The sequence below is a fragment of the Streptomyces sp. A01 genome (assembly GCF_059026195.1).
This window is the reverse complement of the sequence record NZ_JBWLKN010000001.1, coordinates 1-15,120: the sequence shown is the minus strand read 5'-3', so window position 1 is coordinate 15,120 and position 15,120 is coordinate 1. Positions and strand designations below refer to the sequence as shown.

Annotated in this window: 13 protein-coding genes and 2 pseudogenes; 3 read left to right on the top strand and 12 right to left on the bottom strand. The window is 68.2% G+C overall.

The annotated features are described in order from the left end of the window. The first annotated feature begins 174 nt into the window (after positions 1 to 174). A complete protein-coding gene (gene exaC / locus AC5P1B_RS00075) occupies positions 175 to 1,698 on the top strand; it encodes an acetaldehyde dehydrogenase ExaC (protein WP_493884025.1) in 1,524 nt (507 codons plus the stop codon). Between the two features lie 61 nt (positions 1,699 to 1,759). Here the strand turns inward: exaC and AC5P1B_RS00070 are convergent, their stop codons facing one another. The 12 genes and pseudogenes from AC5P1B_RS00070 to AC5P1B_RS00015 all read right to left on the bottom strand — a co-directional run bounded on the left by AC5P1B_RS00070 (position 1,760) and on the right by AC5P1B_RS00015 (position 13,187). Further along, positions 1,760 to 3,244 carry a tyrosine-type recombinase/integrase gene (locus tag AC5P1B_RS00070; protein WP_493884024.1) on the bottom strand — a complete coding sequence of 495 codons (1,485 nt, stop codon included), beginning with the start codon at positions 3,242 to 3,244 and terminating at the stop codon, positions 1,760 to 1,762. Then, positions 3,241 to 3,435: a helix-turn-helix transcriptional regulator gene (locus AC5P1B_RS00065; RefSeq protein WP_493884023.1), complete on the bottom strand. Its 195-nt coding sequence runs from the start codon at positions 3,433 to 3,435 to the stop codon at positions 3,241 to 3,243. The genes AC5P1B_RS00070 and AC5P1B_RS00065 overlap by 4 nt, the downstream gene beginning before the upstream one ends. 1,243 nt (positions 3,436 to 4,678) lie before the next feature. Beyond that, positions 4,679 to 4,990: pseudogene (locus AC5P1B_RS00060) on the bottom strand (transposase); the annotation flags it as partial. A gap of 51 nt (positions 4,991 to 5,041) precedes the next feature. Next, positions 5,042 to 6,139, bottom strand: coding sequence for a hypothetical protein (locus AC5P1B_RS00055; protein WP_493884022.1), 1,098 nt, complete (start codon positions 6,137 to 6,139; stop codon positions 5,042 to 5,044). A 4-nt stretch (positions 6,140 to 6,143) separates the two neighbouring features. Then, entirely contained in the window at positions 6,144 to 7,367 is a 1,224-nt protein-coding gene (gene fxlM, locus AC5P1B_RS00050) for a methyltransferase, FxLD system (protein WP_493884021.1), read from the bottom strand. Then, on the bottom strand, positions 7,364 to 8,191 hold the full coding sequence (locus tag AC5P1B_RS00045) for a thiopeptide-type bacteriocin biosynthesis protein (RefSeq protein WP_493884020.1): 828 nt from the start codon (positions 8,189 to 8,191) through the stop codon (positions 7,364 to 7,366). Before AC5P1B_RS00045 ends, fxlM begins: the two co-directional genes overlap by 4 nt. A 38-nt stretch (positions 8,192 to 8,229) precedes the next feature. After that, the gene (locus AC5P1B_RS00040; protein WP_493884019.1) at positions 8,230 to 9,303 is read right to left on the bottom strand and encodes a lanthionine synthetase C family protein; all 1,074 of its coding nucleotides are present in this window, start codon (positions 9,301 to 9,303) and stop codon (positions 8,230 to 8,232) included. Continuing rightward, on the bottom strand, positions 9,300 to 11,336 hold the full coding sequence (locus AC5P1B_RS00035) for a lantibiotic dehydratase family protein (protein WP_493884018.1): 2,037 nt from the start codon (positions 11,334 to 11,336) through the stop codon (positions 9,300 to 9,302). The genes AC5P1B_RS00040 and AC5P1B_RS00035 overlap by 4 nt, the downstream gene beginning before the upstream one ends. A gap of 77 nt (positions 11,337 to 11,413) precedes the next feature. Next, on the bottom strand, positions 11,414 to 11,602 hold the full coding sequence (locus AC5P1B_RS00030; protein ID WP_493884017.1) for an FxLD family lanthipeptide: 189 nt from the start codon (positions 11,600 to 11,602) through the stop codon (positions 11,414 to 11,416). A 323-nt stretch (positions 11,603 to 11,925) separates the two neighbouring features. Continuing rightward, a complete protein-coding gene (locus AC5P1B_RS00025; protein ID WP_493884016.1) occupies positions 11,926 to 12,327 on the bottom strand; it encodes a DUF6415 family natural product biosynthesis protein in 402 nt (133 codons plus the stop codon). A gap of 59 nt (positions 12,328 to 12,386) precedes the next feature. Further along, positions 12,387 to 12,845: pseudogene (locus tag AC5P1B_RS00020) on the bottom strand (TauD/TfdA family dioxygenase); the annotation flags it as partial. Between the two features lie 15 nt (positions 12,846 to 12,860). Continuing rightward, positions 12,861 to 13,187 carry a hypothetical protein gene (locus AC5P1B_RS00015; RefSeq protein ID WP_493884015.1) on the bottom strand — a complete coding sequence of 109 codons (327 nt, stop codon included), beginning with the start codon at positions 13,185 to 13,187 and terminating at the stop codon, positions 12,861 to 12,863. 168 nt (positions 13,188 to 13,355) lie between these two features. On the opposite strand from AC5P1B_RS00015, the gene AC5P1B_RS00010 reads away from it, so the two are divergent. Both AC5P1B_RS00010 and AC5P1B_RS00005 read left to right on the top strand, forming a co-directional pair. Beyond that, the gene (locus AC5P1B_RS00010) at positions 13,356 to 13,775 is read left to right on the top strand and encodes an NUDIX hydrolase (protein ID WP_493884014.1); all 420 of its coding nucleotides are present in this window, start codon (positions 13,356 to 13,358) and stop codon (positions 13,773 to 13,775) included. Positions 13,776 to 13,781: 6 nt separating this feature from the next. Then, positions 13,782 to 14,942: a helix-turn-helix domain-containing protein gene (locus AC5P1B_RS00005; protein WP_493884013.1), complete on the top strand. Its 1,161-nt coding sequence runs from the start codon at positions 13,782 to 13,784 to the stop codon at positions 14,940 to 14,942. Positions 14,943 to 15,120: the final 178 nt, after the last annotated feature.

The window sequence follows — 15,120 nt, the reverse complement described above, 5'->3', positions numbered from 1 at the left end:
GGCACCTGACCGAGCCGGCCTTCGAACCGGTTCGGCCCGGGCCGGCCTTCGAACCAGCTGGGGCCCGGCCGCTGAGCCGGTGGCACGCAACGTCCGCGCAACGTCGCCGTGTCTAGCCTCCCGGCCAGCGCCGCCCGCGAAGGAGCGGACGGCATCCGACCGAGAGGCCGCCTCATGCCCCGCTTCGCGAATCCGGGTTCCGCCGAAGCCGTTGTCACCTACCAGGCGCGCTACGACCACTGGATCGGGGGCGAGTACGTAGCGCCGAAACAAGGCCAGTACTTCGAGAACCCGACCCCGGTCAACGGCCAACCGTTCACCGAGGTGGCCCGGGGCACCGCCGAGGACGTGGAGCGGGCGCTCGATGCCGCGCACGCCGCGGCGCCCGGGTGGGCGAAGACCCCGGCGGCCGAGCGCGCGACCGTCCTGAACCGCGTCGCCGACCGCATGGAGGAGCATCTCGAAGCCCTCGCCGTGGCGGAGAGCTGGGAGAACGGCAAGCCGGTACGGGAGGCTCTGGCGGCCGACATCCCGCTGGCCATCGACCAATTCCGGTACTTCGCCGGGGCGATCCGCGCCCAGGAGGGCAGCCTCTCCGAGATCGACGACGACACCGTCGCTTACCACTTCCACGAGCCGCTGGGCGTGGTCGCGCAGATCATCCCCTGGAACTTCCCCATCCTGATGGCCGCATGGAAGCTCGCTCCCGCACTGGCGGCGGGGAACACCGTGGTCATCAAGCCCGCCGAGCAGACCCCCGCATCGCTGCACGTGTGGGTGAATCTGGTCGGCGACCTGCTGCCGCCGGGTGTGGTCAACATCGTCAACGGCTTCGGAGTGGAGGCCGGCAAGCCGCTGGCGAGCAGCCCGCGGGTCGCCAAGGTCGCCTTCACCGGCGAGACCACCACCGGCCGCCTGATCATGCAGTACGCGGCGGAGAACCTGAAGCCGGTGACACTGGAGCTCGGCGGCAAGAGCCCGAACATCTTCTTCGACGACGTCTCCGCCGCGAACGACGACTTCCTGGACAAGGCGCTTGAGGGGTTCACGATGTTCGCCCTCAATCAGGGCGAGGTGTGCACCTGCCCGTCCAGGGCGCTCATCCAGCAGGGCCACTACGAGGACTTCCTGACCGCCGCCGTGGCGCGCACCGAGCGCATCACGCAGGGGCACCCGCTGGACACCGACACCATGATCGGCGCGCAGGCGTCCATCGACCAGCTGGAGAAGATCCTCTCCTACCTGGACATCGGCCAGCAGGAGGGCGCCAAGGTACTGACCGGCGGCAGCCGGGCGGAACTCGGCGGCGAACTGGAGGGCGGCTTCTACGTACGGCCCACCATCTTCGAAGGCGCCAACCACATGCGGGTCTTCCAGGAGGAGATCTTCGGCCCCGTCGTCGCGGTAGCACCGTTCACCAGCTTCGACAACGCCATCGACATCGCCAACGACACCCTGTACGGCCTCGGGGCAGGCGTATGGACCCGCGACGGCAGCACCGCCTACCGCGCGGGCCGCGCCATCCAGGCCGGGCGCGTATGGACGAACTGCTACCACGCGTACCCGGCGCACGCGGCGTTCGGCGGTTACAAGCAGTCCGGCATCGGCCGCGAGAACCACAAGATGATGCTGGACCACTACCAGCAGACGAAGAACCTGCTGGTGTCGTACTCCCCGAAGAAGCTCGGGTTCTTCTAGACGCACAAAAAGGGCGCCTGACCAGGGCAGATGCCCGTCAGACGCCCTTCTCGGCGCATACCTAAGCGACCAGTCGAAACATGCCCTTACTCCCGATATCTCCCACCGGTATCCCAGCTCTGACCAGCAGTTCCGGGGCATTTCCGGGCCTAGGTCCCGCTAAGGCGCTCTCCTCATCGTCCGTCGCCTCCTCCCACCGCCGCATGGAGTCTTCGATCAGGCTGTTGGCATGGTTCCGCGCTTCAGCCAGGAACTTGGCGTAGTAGCGGAAGAGGACCTGGATACTCTGTCCGGCTCGGCGCGCGCACTCCGCGGGGTCGACGCCGGAGGCCAACCAGAACGAGATGCCGGCGTGGCGCAGATCGTAGGGGCGCTTCGCCAGCTCCAGGGCGTGCTCGTCAAGGGTAAGAACAGCCTCACGCGCTCGCCCCCAGGTGATGCCGTACGCCGAGGCGTCGATGTAGTTCCCCGCTGCATTGCGGAACAGACGTCCATCCGGTGCCACACCGAAACGTCGTATGTGCTCGCGCAACATGCGGACGAGCACTGGCGGGATAGGCACCGGCCGCGTGGCCCTGTCCGCCCGCCGTTTCAGGGAGTGAATCTCGTGGACAGCGCCATCATCCGTCCACTCCTTACCGGCCGTCACAACACCCCCCTTCAGGTCCAGAAGGCCCCAGCCGCTCGCCGGCAGACGGCACTGGGATTTCTGCAGGTGGATGGTCTCAGCTGGGCGCATGGCGGCGTAGTACATGCAGCTGAAGAAGGCGTACAGATGAGGGCCACGGCCGGGCAGGGCTTTGACCGCGGCGAGCAGTCGGGCGACCTGAGCCGGGTTCGGTACGCAGTCGGGGTCTACTTCGTCGGCGACTTCCGGTGCCGTCCAGCGAAGACCGTTCAGCGGGTTCTGTGCGAAGTACCCGCGTTCAACGGCCACACCGAACACCTCGTTGACCGCGGCTTTCTTTCGCTTCACAGTCTTCGCGGCAGCGGCCGTCCCATCGACCTTCCGGCACAGGGCGTCGAGTCCACGCCGGAGCACATCGGGCTCATCCAACTCACTGACAGGCAGCGAGTGGCGCTGCAGCCAGTCCAGTGCAGCCTGCCATTCTTCTGGCGGATCGGTCTGCCAGGCGTTCTTATTGAAGGCCCACGAGTACAGTGCTCGCCGCAGCACTCGGGACGTCCGGTAGCTGGCCCCTGGTTCAACGGGGGCTGGCGTGATGGTCGCCAGGGCATCTGCCAGCGTGCGTCGCGTGTTCCCTGGTGTTCGGTCCCACCGTTGATCGATGTACTCCCGGGCCAGAACGTACCAAGTTGTCCGCTGCTTCAGAGCCCGGATCTCGGAGGTCGGCAAGCCAGTCCGGGCGTCGAAGGGTTCACCGTCGCGGGCGGCGGTCACCAGCTTGGCGCGGCGACTCTCTGCGAGTCCCTTGGTGAGATAGGACTCGGACTTCTCACGACCGTTGACCGTCCAGCGGACCTCAAACCCCTTGCGGCGATCGGACCGCTCGCGAATGTCCCAGAACCGGACCTTGTAACTCATCGCCATTCAGTATCCCATTCACACGCCTTCCACCATGCGTCCGAGTCAGCGCGGCGGCAGCGTAGTTCACCATTAGGTAGCTTGATCATTCGGGGTGCCTGACCGCGCGCACGCAAGCGGTAGAAGGCCGATGGGCTCATGCGGATCTCCGCTAGGACTTCGGCAAGCTTGAGCGCAGGGGGACGAGCCATTGATGTCTTCCTCGGGGGCTTTCGGGAATTGCCAGACGCCCGGACGACAGCGAGCAACTTGCAGCGCTCCGTCACAAAGGCCGTAGCGTCCGAACGGCTCCACCGCCAAGTACAGCCGCTGCGAACGGCATCAATGGTCTACGTGATCCCCGGTTTGGCTAACCGGGGATCGTCGGCTATGTATCGCGCTGCAGCACGCGTGCCTGGCCTTCGTTTTCCGCTTCGGCGCCTGTCAGGAGGCGAGTCGGTAAGACCGCAGTGCAGGGGTCGCGCCATCAGTGACCAGTACCAGCGGCCCGTCGTCGGTGAGACGGTCGAGGTTTGGGGCAAGGATGCGCTCCGAGGCGCGAGCGACGTGGCGAGTCGCAGCTCCGGGGTGCGCCGCAACGTGCGCGAGGACCGCGCGGTCGCGGCGGTAGCCGCGTTGTAGCAGATCCTCACCGGACAGCCCGGCCGCGCAGACGCACAGGTACAGCGCCGTGGACAGGGATCCGTACTCCTCTGTCTGTTGCGCCGTCCACGCGTTCACGGCGCCGAGCGCCAAGAGGGTGGGGCAGTGAAGCGGGCGGATCGGATAGCGGGGTTCGACAGGTGGGCCTCCTTGGAAGGCTCGGTCGCGGGGCCGAGTTGCGCGGGGGCGGGCCGTTTTGACGGCCGACCGATGCGCCGACCGCCCCGAAGCCCTCACCCTTCGCTGACCTGGTGTTTTCCGGGACGTTGTACGTTGACATGGTCTCGGAGGAGGTTCCAGTCCCCTGGGGCTCTTTCTCGTCTGCCGTGGGCGAATGCCCTGTCGGGCTCCCCACTCGAGACGCTCGTCCGAGCACTACCTGGGCGGCGGTAGTAGTGCGCCAGCACCCCGGGCACGGAGCCTTTGTGCGACCTCGTCAATCACGGCCTGATCGTTTCCGACTGGCTGAACGACATCGGCCGTCACCGTTGTCTCACCAGCCGGGTCGAACACGGCTGAGGGGATGTGCACTTCGGCTCTGGTGCCGTCGTACGCAGCGTAGATAGAGCGGGTGGTGTGGCGGTCTTGGCCATCGCGGCGCCAAGCCATCCCCCTCATTCATAGTCAACGGCGCCCCACTCACCGGCGCCACCGCACCGCGAGCAACCAGCCCCGTCAACTTCGTGCTGCTCTGCAGCACCGCGCACCGGGGGCGTACCGCCGCCGGTCCCTGCGCCACCCAACGCCCCGCCGGGGACCTGGCATGCTTCCATGCGCCCTGTACACCCCTATGGCGCCTCCGTTCTTGAGGAATCCCGTGTCGTCGACGATGAGCGCTTCCGGCCCGATCACGTCGTGCATCGTCCACGCCAGTCGGGCCCGCACATGGGCCGGATCCAACGGGCTGGAGGCGATGAAGTGTGCCAGCGCCTGGCGGTTGCCGTCCTCACCGAGACGGGCCGCCATCGGCTCCACCGACTTACGCCGCCCGTCCAGCAGCAGCCCCCGCACATACACCCGCCCCCACCGCCGCTGATCCGCACGGAAGAAACCGTCGAACAACCCCGCTGTGAGCGTCTCCAGGTCCTTCCGGACTCCATCCATCTCCTCAGGTGGCACATCACCTCGACGGCCTCTGTCCGTCCGGCTCGGCTCCTACAGCAAGCCGTCGAGGGCCGCTTCGGCTTTGTCTACGGCTTCGTTGAGGGCGTGATCGTGGGGTTGCGGCAAACGTCCGGTGCCGAGGCCGGATGTGCTGACCGCGGTAGTGAGCTTCTGTATCTGTGCGCTGGCCAGGGCCGTGCCTGCCACAGGGTGGTGCAGGACTTCGCGTGCTGCGTACGCGTCGAGTGCGGCTGCGTTGGCGACCGCGTCTTGCAGTGGGGTGGTGTGGGGGCTTGTCCGGTCGCGGGCGAGGTCGAGTGCGGCCAGACCGGCGCGGGTTTGGAAGGCAGCGGTCGAGGGGTCAGGGTTGACGGCGATCCCGGTCACCTCGCGCAGTACGAGGTCCAGGATGGGCTGCGGCACGGGCGAGGCGGCGGGTCGGCAATGGGCGCGCAGAACGGCGGCGATGGTGGTTTCCCACGACTCAGTGGGGACAGTGGAGTCGATCATGTCGCGGGCCTGGTGGTCGCGGTCGCGCTCCATCAGCGACATGATTTTGATTTGCCTGCCGTCGAGGAGACGGTTGCCGATGCCGCGGTGCTTGGTCATGGCGTCGGCGGCGTCGGTCCAGCGGCCGATCCGCGCCAAGGCGCGGGCGCCGTCGACGAGTACGATGATCCACAGCTCCTGGCAGACCTTGCGATGGTCCGCGTCCGTGGAGGTCAGGTCCGACAGGTCGGCGGTGCGTCCGTGGATCTCGGCCGCCTCGCGTTTCTGGGCCGCGCGATAGAGGCGGGTGAGGACGTCGTAGGCGGCCTCGGCGTCGCCGTCGCGGGTCAGCAGCCGGGAAATATTGATGAGGGGCATCAACGACATCACGGCGGTGTCGCCGCTCAGGCGCCCGGCATTGGCGAAGACGTGGTGCTGTCTCCAGCAGAGGTCGGTGGCGAGATCGGGCTTCCCGACGTCGGAGGCGATCAGCGCGGCGTAGTTGAGGACCCCGCAGGCGCGGGCCACCAGGTCGTGGTGGCCCGCGCCTGCGGACGCGACCGTCAGCCCGTTGAGGTGGGTGATGCGCTCGTCCAGCGGGAGCGCCGGTGCCTTGGAACGGCGGACCAGAGGGATGCGGCTGGCTATCGCGGGGATCATCAGCTCAGCCCTTGCGCTGCCAGTCGACGACGAGACGGCTGTACGTCTTGTCGATGACGAAGCGCGGGTCGGCGGTGGTGAGCGTGTCGCGGGCGTCGCCGACGGCCATGCGGAAGCTGGGCTCGGGCACGGAGTTGCCGCCGCTGTAGTTCCAGTCGCGGATTTCGCTCACCACCTGTTCGGCGAGCGCATCGCCGTGAGAGCCGTGGCCGATGACGCCGATCTCCCAGAAGCGGCCTTTGTCGTCCTCGCCTTCGCGGAGAGTCAGGTAGGCCAGAGAATCGCTGTCGAGCGCGGCCATGGAGCCCCAGCCGAAGTGCGGGGTGAAGCCGGGACGCTGCCCCGGAAGGCGGGACAGGCCGTTGGGCAGCACGCACGCCAGGTACAGGTATAGCCATTGCCATGCGAACTGGCGGATCTTGATTCCGGTGTAGATCTTGGTCTGCGGTTGGTCCAGGACGGTGCGGATCGCTTCGCGGTCCACCTCTTGTTCGCTGAAGGTCTCCAGCCGAACGTTGCCTTCACCGGCCATTGGCACGAGGGTGTAGATGTCGTCGCAGACGCCCTTGCGCAGGGGAATGAAGGTGGCCATCTCGCAGGAGACGGTCTTCCAGGTGTCGCCGTCGCGCTCGAAGGCGAAGCTGCGGCTGATGCTGCCGCGAATCCGCATGGGTAGGACCAGGCGGCCGCCGGGAGCGAGCTGGTCGAGGAGTTTCACGGGGATGTCGCCTGCGCCGACGGTGAACTGGATACGGTCGTAGAGGGCGTGCTCAGGGAGACCGGCGGCGCCGTCGGACAGCGTGGCCGTGACGTTGTTGGCTCCGGCTTGGGCGAGGTTCTTCTGGGCTCCGGCGACGAGGTCCTGGTCGACGTCCAGGGTCCACACCTGCCCGTCGGGTCCAACGAGCTTGCCCAGCAGGGCCGCGTTGTACCCGGTGGCGGCCCCGGCCTCCAGGACCTTGTGGCCTGGCTGCGCTTCGAGCTGTTCGAGCTGAGTGGCGACGATGGAGGGCGCGGAGATGCAGGAGATCATCTCGCCGTGTTCGTCGTGCTTGATCGGGACTGCGTCCTCCGTGTATGCAGACTTAAGGTCGACGCCGGGCAGGAAGTCGTGGCGGTCGGTGGTGCGGAAGGCGTCGATGACGGCGGGCGTGCGGAGGTGTCCGCTCTCGACGAGGCGGTTCGCCAGGGATTCGCGCTGTTCGGTGGGGTCGGTGACGGGTGTCATGGTGGTCTCGATTCGAGGCAGATTAGGGTCGGGGGATTGCTCTGGCGGGCCGACACGTAGGCGTCATTCCCTGTGGAGAAGGCGACTTGGCGTCCCAGCCATGCGGTGGCTGCCTGTTCGGTGGCAGGCACACCGGCGCGGTTGAATGTGAAGATCGCGTGATGGGCGAGGACGGCGCGCAGGCCGCGTATCAGTCGTCCATCAGTGGCAAGCCGACGCAGACGGCGGCCGCCGTCCTCGAAGGCGGCGACACGCTCGGCCCAGCCCGGGTCTGGGTCCGGCCAGCGGGCGGCGTCTGCGTTTATCACGCGCCGCATCGCCGAGACCGAGCGGTCGAGTGCGCCTCCGGTGGGCGGGGTGATGGGGGGACGCAGTGCGGCGAACTGGGACCAGACGTCTCCGGCCTCGAATGGGTCCAGACCGCTTTCGCGGATCATGGCGGACAGCAGCATCACGCAGCGCTCGCGGGTGCCGGCGCTTCCGGTCTCGGGCAGGGCGCTGCGACTGTCGGCGCAGAACACGTCGTGCGCCACGTCCATGCCCTTGGGGCCGCCGAAGGCTTCGGTCTCCGGTTCATAGGTGCCGCCGACCCAGCCGGTGGCCTTCTGCTCGGTGACGAGGTAGTCCAGCAGGGCGGCGGAGGGACGTTCGGTGCGCAGGCGCAGCCCTGAGTCCTTGCGAAGGAAGTGGAAGCGCTGGTCGCGCAGCGCTTGCGACAGCGCCTGGGCGGTCTCGGGGCTCACCGAGCCGCCGGGGAAGGCCAGGCTGGCGTGCCACCAGGTCGTGTCATGGGTGATCGGAAGGTTCTCGTCGTCGAAGGGCATGCGTGTGGGCGCTCCTTGTCGGTGGGATCAGGGCGGGGTCAGGTGATCAGCAGCACGCTGGTCCAGGCCGTGGCGTTCGTTCCGTCGAGGGCGAGTTGCGCGCCGCTGCGGCCCTCCATGAAGCCGGGCTTGGGCAGCCGGTCCAGGTCTGCGGTCAGGCGCTGGTGCAGATCGCAGATCACGGGAGCGAAGCGCTCTGGGGCCGGGCTGTTGGCGGCGACGGCGCGGGCGAGGGTGAACAGGCCAGCCCAGCCGTGGCACAGCGTGGCGTCGGTGATCCGGGAGAGATGGGCGGGATCGGTCAGTGTGTGCACCACGGTGTCCTCGGCCGTCTGGCGTCGGTTTGGGTCGCCCAGAGCGAGCGCGGCGATCTGTTGAGCGCGGGCGACGCCGGGGCGGCCGTAGCACCAGGAGGGGCGGGCGGGCTCCGCGTCGGGCGGCTTCGCGACATTCAGGTGGGCGCGAGGCGTCCAGTGCGAGCCGCCGTGCCAGTCGAGCCGACGTGCGAACACTTCGATCGCCTCGCTCTGCCCAGGTACCTGTACGCCGCGCAGTGCGGCAAGGGAGAGCACTGCCATGGGACCGGCGATGCCGTGCGCCATGCCGTTATTGCCGTGCCCGCCAGGCATCTCCTCGCCACCGGGCCCGACCACGGACCACCAGCCCGGCAGGCCCCGGCCCTCGACGCGGACCGGCCGTGACAGAGAGACGAGGTGGGACAGCACGTCCGTAAGCCGGGCGGAGGGCACTGCGCGCGTCAGGAGCAGCGTGCCCAGCCCGGCCAGGCCGCGGATGAGGTCCCACTCCGCGAGGTGCGGCAGGGCGCCGGATGCCTGCCGTCGCCGGGCTGCGGTCAGCCGGGCATCCACGACGCGGTCGACGACGTCGCGGACAGCGCGGCCGGCGCTCCCGGCGCGGGCGAGCACGAATTCCAGCGCGGGGGCGCCGTGGAACAGAGATGCGTTGCCGCCGGTGCTGACGCCGTGGGCGGTGGCTTGCGCGAGTTGGCGCCGCGCGGTGGCCAGGTCTCCGCGTTCGATAAGCAGCAGCGTCATCCCTAGAGAGCCCTCGGAGAGGTCCTGCGTGCGGGGCGGGAGCGTCGTGGTCGTCATGAGCGTGCCGCCAGGGGAAGAACGAGGTCGTGTCCCCGGCCGCCGATCCAGCCGTCGGCACCGGGCGGGGCCGCATCATGCAGGGTCGCGACACCGATGGGGCTGGCATCCAGGTGGGCACGCAGGAGGTCCAGGTGCATGTCCTGGCGTAGGTCGAGGGGAAGCTGTTGGTCGTTCTCGGACAGCAGGACGCGGTCTGGCACGCGGAACCGACCCTGCCAGGCGTGCAGTCGTGTGGCCCACTCTTCCAGCGTCGCGGTGCGGTCGGGCAGATCCCGCGTACGGACTTTCCACCGGGCGGCCACCAGGATGGAGCGCCGGTAGCGCAGGGCTGGGGTGAAGGGCAGTGTCCAGGCTGTGCCCCAGTCGAACCAGGTCACCTGCGGCGCGGTGGCTCGGCTGATCTCGACGAGGAACCGGGCCAGTGGAGGGGTGTAGTTGTTCCACAGGAAGTTGATCGCGGTCGGCGCGAGCAGTTCCAGGTGCGTGCCGGAGACGGTCTCGGTGAGGTAGGGATGTCCGTCGCGAACGCCTACGGCCAGGCCGGAGGGGAAGAGCACACCCTCGCCTGGGTGCCGGAACTCGCCGACGCTGACCAGCCGGGGCAGCACGCGCGGGGCGCGGGTGAGCAGGTCAGCCGGTACGCGGCCAGCGTGGAAGGAAAGCTGAGCGAGTTCAGCGCCGGGCTCGACCGTGGGGAGATCGCGGTACGTCGCGCCTGTGTCGGGGAACAGGTGCCAGAACCGTCCCGTCATTGAGCCGGCCGAGCGGGAGACGGTGGTCACCTGGAGCCGGAATTTCCCTTGGGTCATGGCATCCGTGGAGCGGGCGTGGATGCGGACGCCTAGTTCGAGGTGGGGCGCGGTGCGCGAGGGCTTCCCCGCGGCGGCCTCCAGCTCCTCGATCATGGCACCGGTCAGGGACATCGAGCGGTAGCCCTCGACTGCTGCGGCTCCGGCCAGCTCCAGCAGGAGGCGGTCACGCCGGGACATCGGGCGGGGAGGCTCGTCCGCTTCGACGAACCCGTCAGGGAAGCCGAGACCTCTCTCGGAGTCGGTCGCCAGCTCCACGGGAACTTGAGTGTTCTCGCCGTAGCGGCCGGTGAACTGCTCGATCCAGCGGCGCCAAGCCGGTGTGCCGTTCGGGTGCGTGGCGATCCGAGCGAGGACAGTCGCGGCGGTTTCCGCCTCGGCCAGGACCGCTCGGGGCAGCTGCACAGTGGCGTCCAGCCGCAGATCAGGAGCCGTTGAGCGCTCGCACACCTGCGCGCGCAACGCGGGCGGTAAGACGTCGGTGGGGTCAATGACGGTGGCGGGGGCGCGTAGCGAGGACCGCAGCAGCCGCACTCTGAGCAGCTCCTCCAAGAGCCTGGTACGGGCGTGCTCGGACGTAGCCGGGAATTCGGCGGCGAGCTTGTTCGCCAGCAGGGAGTAACGAACGGGGGAGCGCGATGCGTCGAGCACGAATCTCAGCGCCGGGCTGAGCGCGAGACGGAACTGCGAGTCGCCCTCGGACGGCACGTAGATGTGGCCCTCACGCTCCTGGACGAGGGTGTTGACGCGCACATCGATGTCAGCCATCCGCGTGCCGTCCGTTTCCCAGGCGCTGATCGCTTCATCGAGGGCTACTGGGTCGGGGCGGGTGACGGCCTGGTGTCCCTCGCCGAAACGGACCTTCGCCGTATCCCCGAAGCCGATCAGCACAACGCCCGCGAAGTGACCGTACGGCGTGGAGCGGCGCGCGTACCGGATCGCGTATCGGGCCGTGGCCAACGCCGCCCGGCGCACGCGGCGCAGCTTCGGTGACCGCCCGTCGAGAATCGCCCGCACCCGGCTGGCCAGGTCAGGGCTGGCGCTGGACACCGCCTGGCGGAAGCTGTCGTCGGCCCACACCGCGCCCAGCCACGCACGCCACTGTTCAAGCGGGGCCGCGCGGTCCGGCCAGGGCAGGGTGGTCGGGACGGCGAGGTTCACCGCAGCGCGCAGCATCCCTTGCCCGGCGCCCTGATACAGGCTGTGTCGTACGCGTGTCATCACCACTCCGTTCTTGGTGAGAGGGGTGCGGGCCGGACGGAAGCCCCGCCCGGCCCGCACTGCCGAGCTGCCCCGGCTTACGAGGTGGTGCAGGCGCTGGGGCAGGAGCTGCCGCAGGTATCTCCCGTGCTGCACATCAGGACCGTCTCGGTCGCCGGTGTGCCTTCGATGAAGGTGATGTCGAGCTCGAACAGGTCGGTCTCCTCGACGTGGTCAGCGGCTGGCTGCGCGGGGGGAACCGGCTTTTCGACTTCGATCGCGGTCATGCGTGCCTCCTCAGTAGTGACGGATGGTGCATGTCCCGAGGCTCACGGGCCTCGGAGCAGCGTGGAGGAGGGCCAGCTACTGGGTGGTCCTCCCCCACACGCTTCCTCCTGCGCCGAGCCCTTTTCGGGTCCGGTCGCCGGGTGGTGCACCCGCCTACCGACTGGGGACGGGCGTCGTGCGGGCTGACTGCGGCTCCCCCACAGAGCACAGCCGGGGCGCGGGGTCTCGGCGCCGCCTCCTCCCGCGAGGGGGCGGTCTCGGGTCCTCCGTGCATGTGCGCGGCGATCCTCACGACCCGGGAGGAGGCCCCAGTGTTGGGGTGTCATCTCCGATGTGGTGTCCATGCGGGGCGGGAACGGGCTTGCTCTTCGCCGACCTGGCCGGTCGCTCGGTTCAGGGCCTTGATGAGGCGGGCGAGGTTCTGTGCGCGGTGCCCGGCCGATCGCGGGGCGGCGCTCCGGGCCAGAGGCTTCAGGTTGAGACGCCTGGAGGCTTCGCTGAGCGTTGCCTGTGCGCTGAGGCCAGCGTGCGAGTCGGCGGGGATGCTGAGCGCTTGGGCCAGGTCGTCGGCGATGATCCGGCCGTAGTCGGTGAACTGCTCCGCCATGTCTAGTGCGTCTTCGACGCACGGGAGAGCAGGGCTGCCCAGGTCCCAGGACAGCGCCGTCTCGACGAGCGCCAGGATCTCGACTGTGTCGAGGACCGCAGGAGGCAGGGCAGTCATGTGCTCATGTGTCTTGTGCGGCGCCACGGCAATCCGGGGGTCCTCAGCTCTTGGCAGCGTCACGCCCATGTCAGGACCTCGGTGCGCGCGGAGGGCTGGGGTGTGGCGTGCAAGGCGGGTGTGAAGCCATGAGGGAGGGCGAAACGTGGGTCTCCCAGGGCCCGCCAGTGCACGCGGTCGCCGATGAATGCTGTACGAGCGTGCAGCCACCGCTCATTGTCCAGGAGGTATCCCTGTCCCGGCTTCAGGCCAAGGGGCTGTTGATAGCGACGGGTCGCAGTCCGAAAGGCGGCCAGGTACGGCTGAACGATGGGGCTCCATCGGGCGAGGGCGTCGAATCGCAGCCTTATGGACACCCGGCCGTCGCTGTGAGGGCTGAGGACTTGAGCTGCGTGTCCGTCTCCTGCCCCGAAGTACGCCGTCCGCGGCCGGGAAAGCACATCAGCGGCCTTGCCGCCCCTGCGATGCAGCAGGTCGGCATGCACGCTGCGTCCGTCAGTGAGCAGGCATTGGCCCCCTCGGTCGGCGGGCTGCTAGCAGACCAGCAGCATCAGGCGCGGCGGGTGGGGTAGGCCGGACCGTTCCGTATGGGGGGCAAGCTCTCCGTTTCCGAGTCCGGCGAACCCGGGCCGACCGGCGTGACGCGGGACGCAGCGGATCGTGGTCAGCCCGTCGGAGTCGCTGTCACGGTGCGCAGAGACGGTCATGATGCGGGCGGAGAAAGCCCGCACGGCATTGCGTGTGGCGAGCTTGTCGAGAGTGACAAGGCCGACTTCGCGCAGCTGCTCGGCGATCTGGGCCGGAGCGCCCGGGGCGTTGTGATCGATGAAGTGCGCTGCAAACAGATCACCGGGGCGCATCGTCGGACTCCTTCGTCGGCGGTCAGTGGTTCCACTGTCGAGATCGGTGGCCCGGCGGGTAAAGCGACAGATTGTCGACTCCGGCAAATCGCCCGAGCGCAGGGAGAGTTGCGCAGCCCGTGCTACGGTCCGAAAACGCTGGCACTGCCCCGCACTGCGAGGAAACTCATGACGTACACGCCCCCCACCTGGCCCGTTTCCGTCAAAGGTGTCGCCCTGGACGTACAGGGCCGGGTGATGCTGCTGAAGAACGAACGTGAGGAATGGGAGCTGCCCGGCGGACGGCTGGAGGCAGCAGATGCCAGCCCCGAGAGCACGGTCGAGCGCGAGCTGCACGAAGAGTCCGGCTGGAGTGTCAAGGCGGGGCCGCTCCTGGACGTCTGGATCTACCAACCGCTTCCGCAGTCCTGCCCCGAACGCCGCGTCGTGATCATCACCTACGGCTGCACCGTCCTCACGCCGGAGGCAGACCCCGTAGTCAGCCAGGAACACCAGCAGATCGGGCTGTTCACCGCCTCGGAGGTTCCCGGGCTCACCATGCCCGACGGCTACAAGCAGTCCATCGCCACCTGGTACGGGCGGATGTAGCCAGCCATGGCCTTGCCGGTATCCCGTCCTTCGGCCCAGCACGTGGTGTGGCACTGGGCCACTCCCCAGGCCCGCACCGTCCTGGGTAGCGGAGACCTCGGCGCCATCCTGCGCTTCCACCGCACCGTCCACGGACTCAACCAGACCGAACTGGGCAACCTTCTCGGCTACGACAAGACCTACATCTCGGCCCTCGAACTCCGGAAGAAGACCCTGGGTGACGTCGGCTCGCTGCGCCGCATCGCCGAACACCTTCGCCTGCCGCCGCACGTCCTGGGCGTCACTGACCCGGCCGACACCGATCACCGGGCGATGCTCCAGTTCGGGCAGTCCACGGTTCGCCTCGCCGAGATCGCCCGCCAGAGCGGCCATGCTTCCGACGCCGTCGCCGAACTGTGGCCGCTGGTCGCCCGGCTCGAAGCCCGACTGGAAGACGGACACACCGAGAGAGACGTGCTGCGTCTGCTCGCTCACGCCCGGGTCGGACTCGGCGTCGCGCTCGGCAACGTCCTCCCCGAGGAGCGGCTGGCCACCGCCGCCCACTGGACCGCTAAAAGCCTCAGCATCGCCACCCACTTCGACGATCCCGCCTTCAGCAGCTACGCCCTGCGAATGCACGGAAACGAACTGCGCAAGGCCCGCATCACGGGAGCCGCGGTGGACCGACTGCGCCACGCGGCGGCCCTGGCACCGAACCCACAAGCCCGTGCGGCGGTACTGCCCCTGTACGCGCGAGCCGCAGGTCAACTCGGCGATGCGGGTCTCTTCGACTGCGTGATGCAGGAAGCAGACGACCTGATTCAAAGCGCTGCTCACACGTCGCTGTTCAATCCCTACGCCTTGCACGAGATTCGCTTGCGTGGCCTCGTCGGTACGGGGCGCGCAGACCTCGCCATAGGGCTTGTCGATCACGGGCCTGGCTCGACGACGACGGTCGCACCGCAATGGCAGGTGATCGAGCTGGTCATGGTCGCCCACGTTCGACTCCTCGCGAACGACCCGGGCGGGGCGACCGACGCCCTGAACACCGCGATGGCTGAGGCTGTGGTTCAGCGTCTGCCGCATCAATTGCAACGGATCGTGCGCACTGCCGGTGACCGGCTTCCCGCGGTACGCGGCACGGCAGTTCAAGCACTCAACCGGATGCGACAGGAAATGGCGGCCTAATACTCCAGTCGCAGTTCGGTATCACCGCTGGTCAGGACCGGGTTTCTGAGCGTACTCGGCTGATGTGCCGTCAGGTTGCGGAAGTTCGTGACCTCTGGTGCGGCGGGCCGTTGTCTTGTCGTGCAAGATGATGTGCAGCCCGATGCCTGGTCCGCGGAACTGGAAGAGCTGCTGGTAC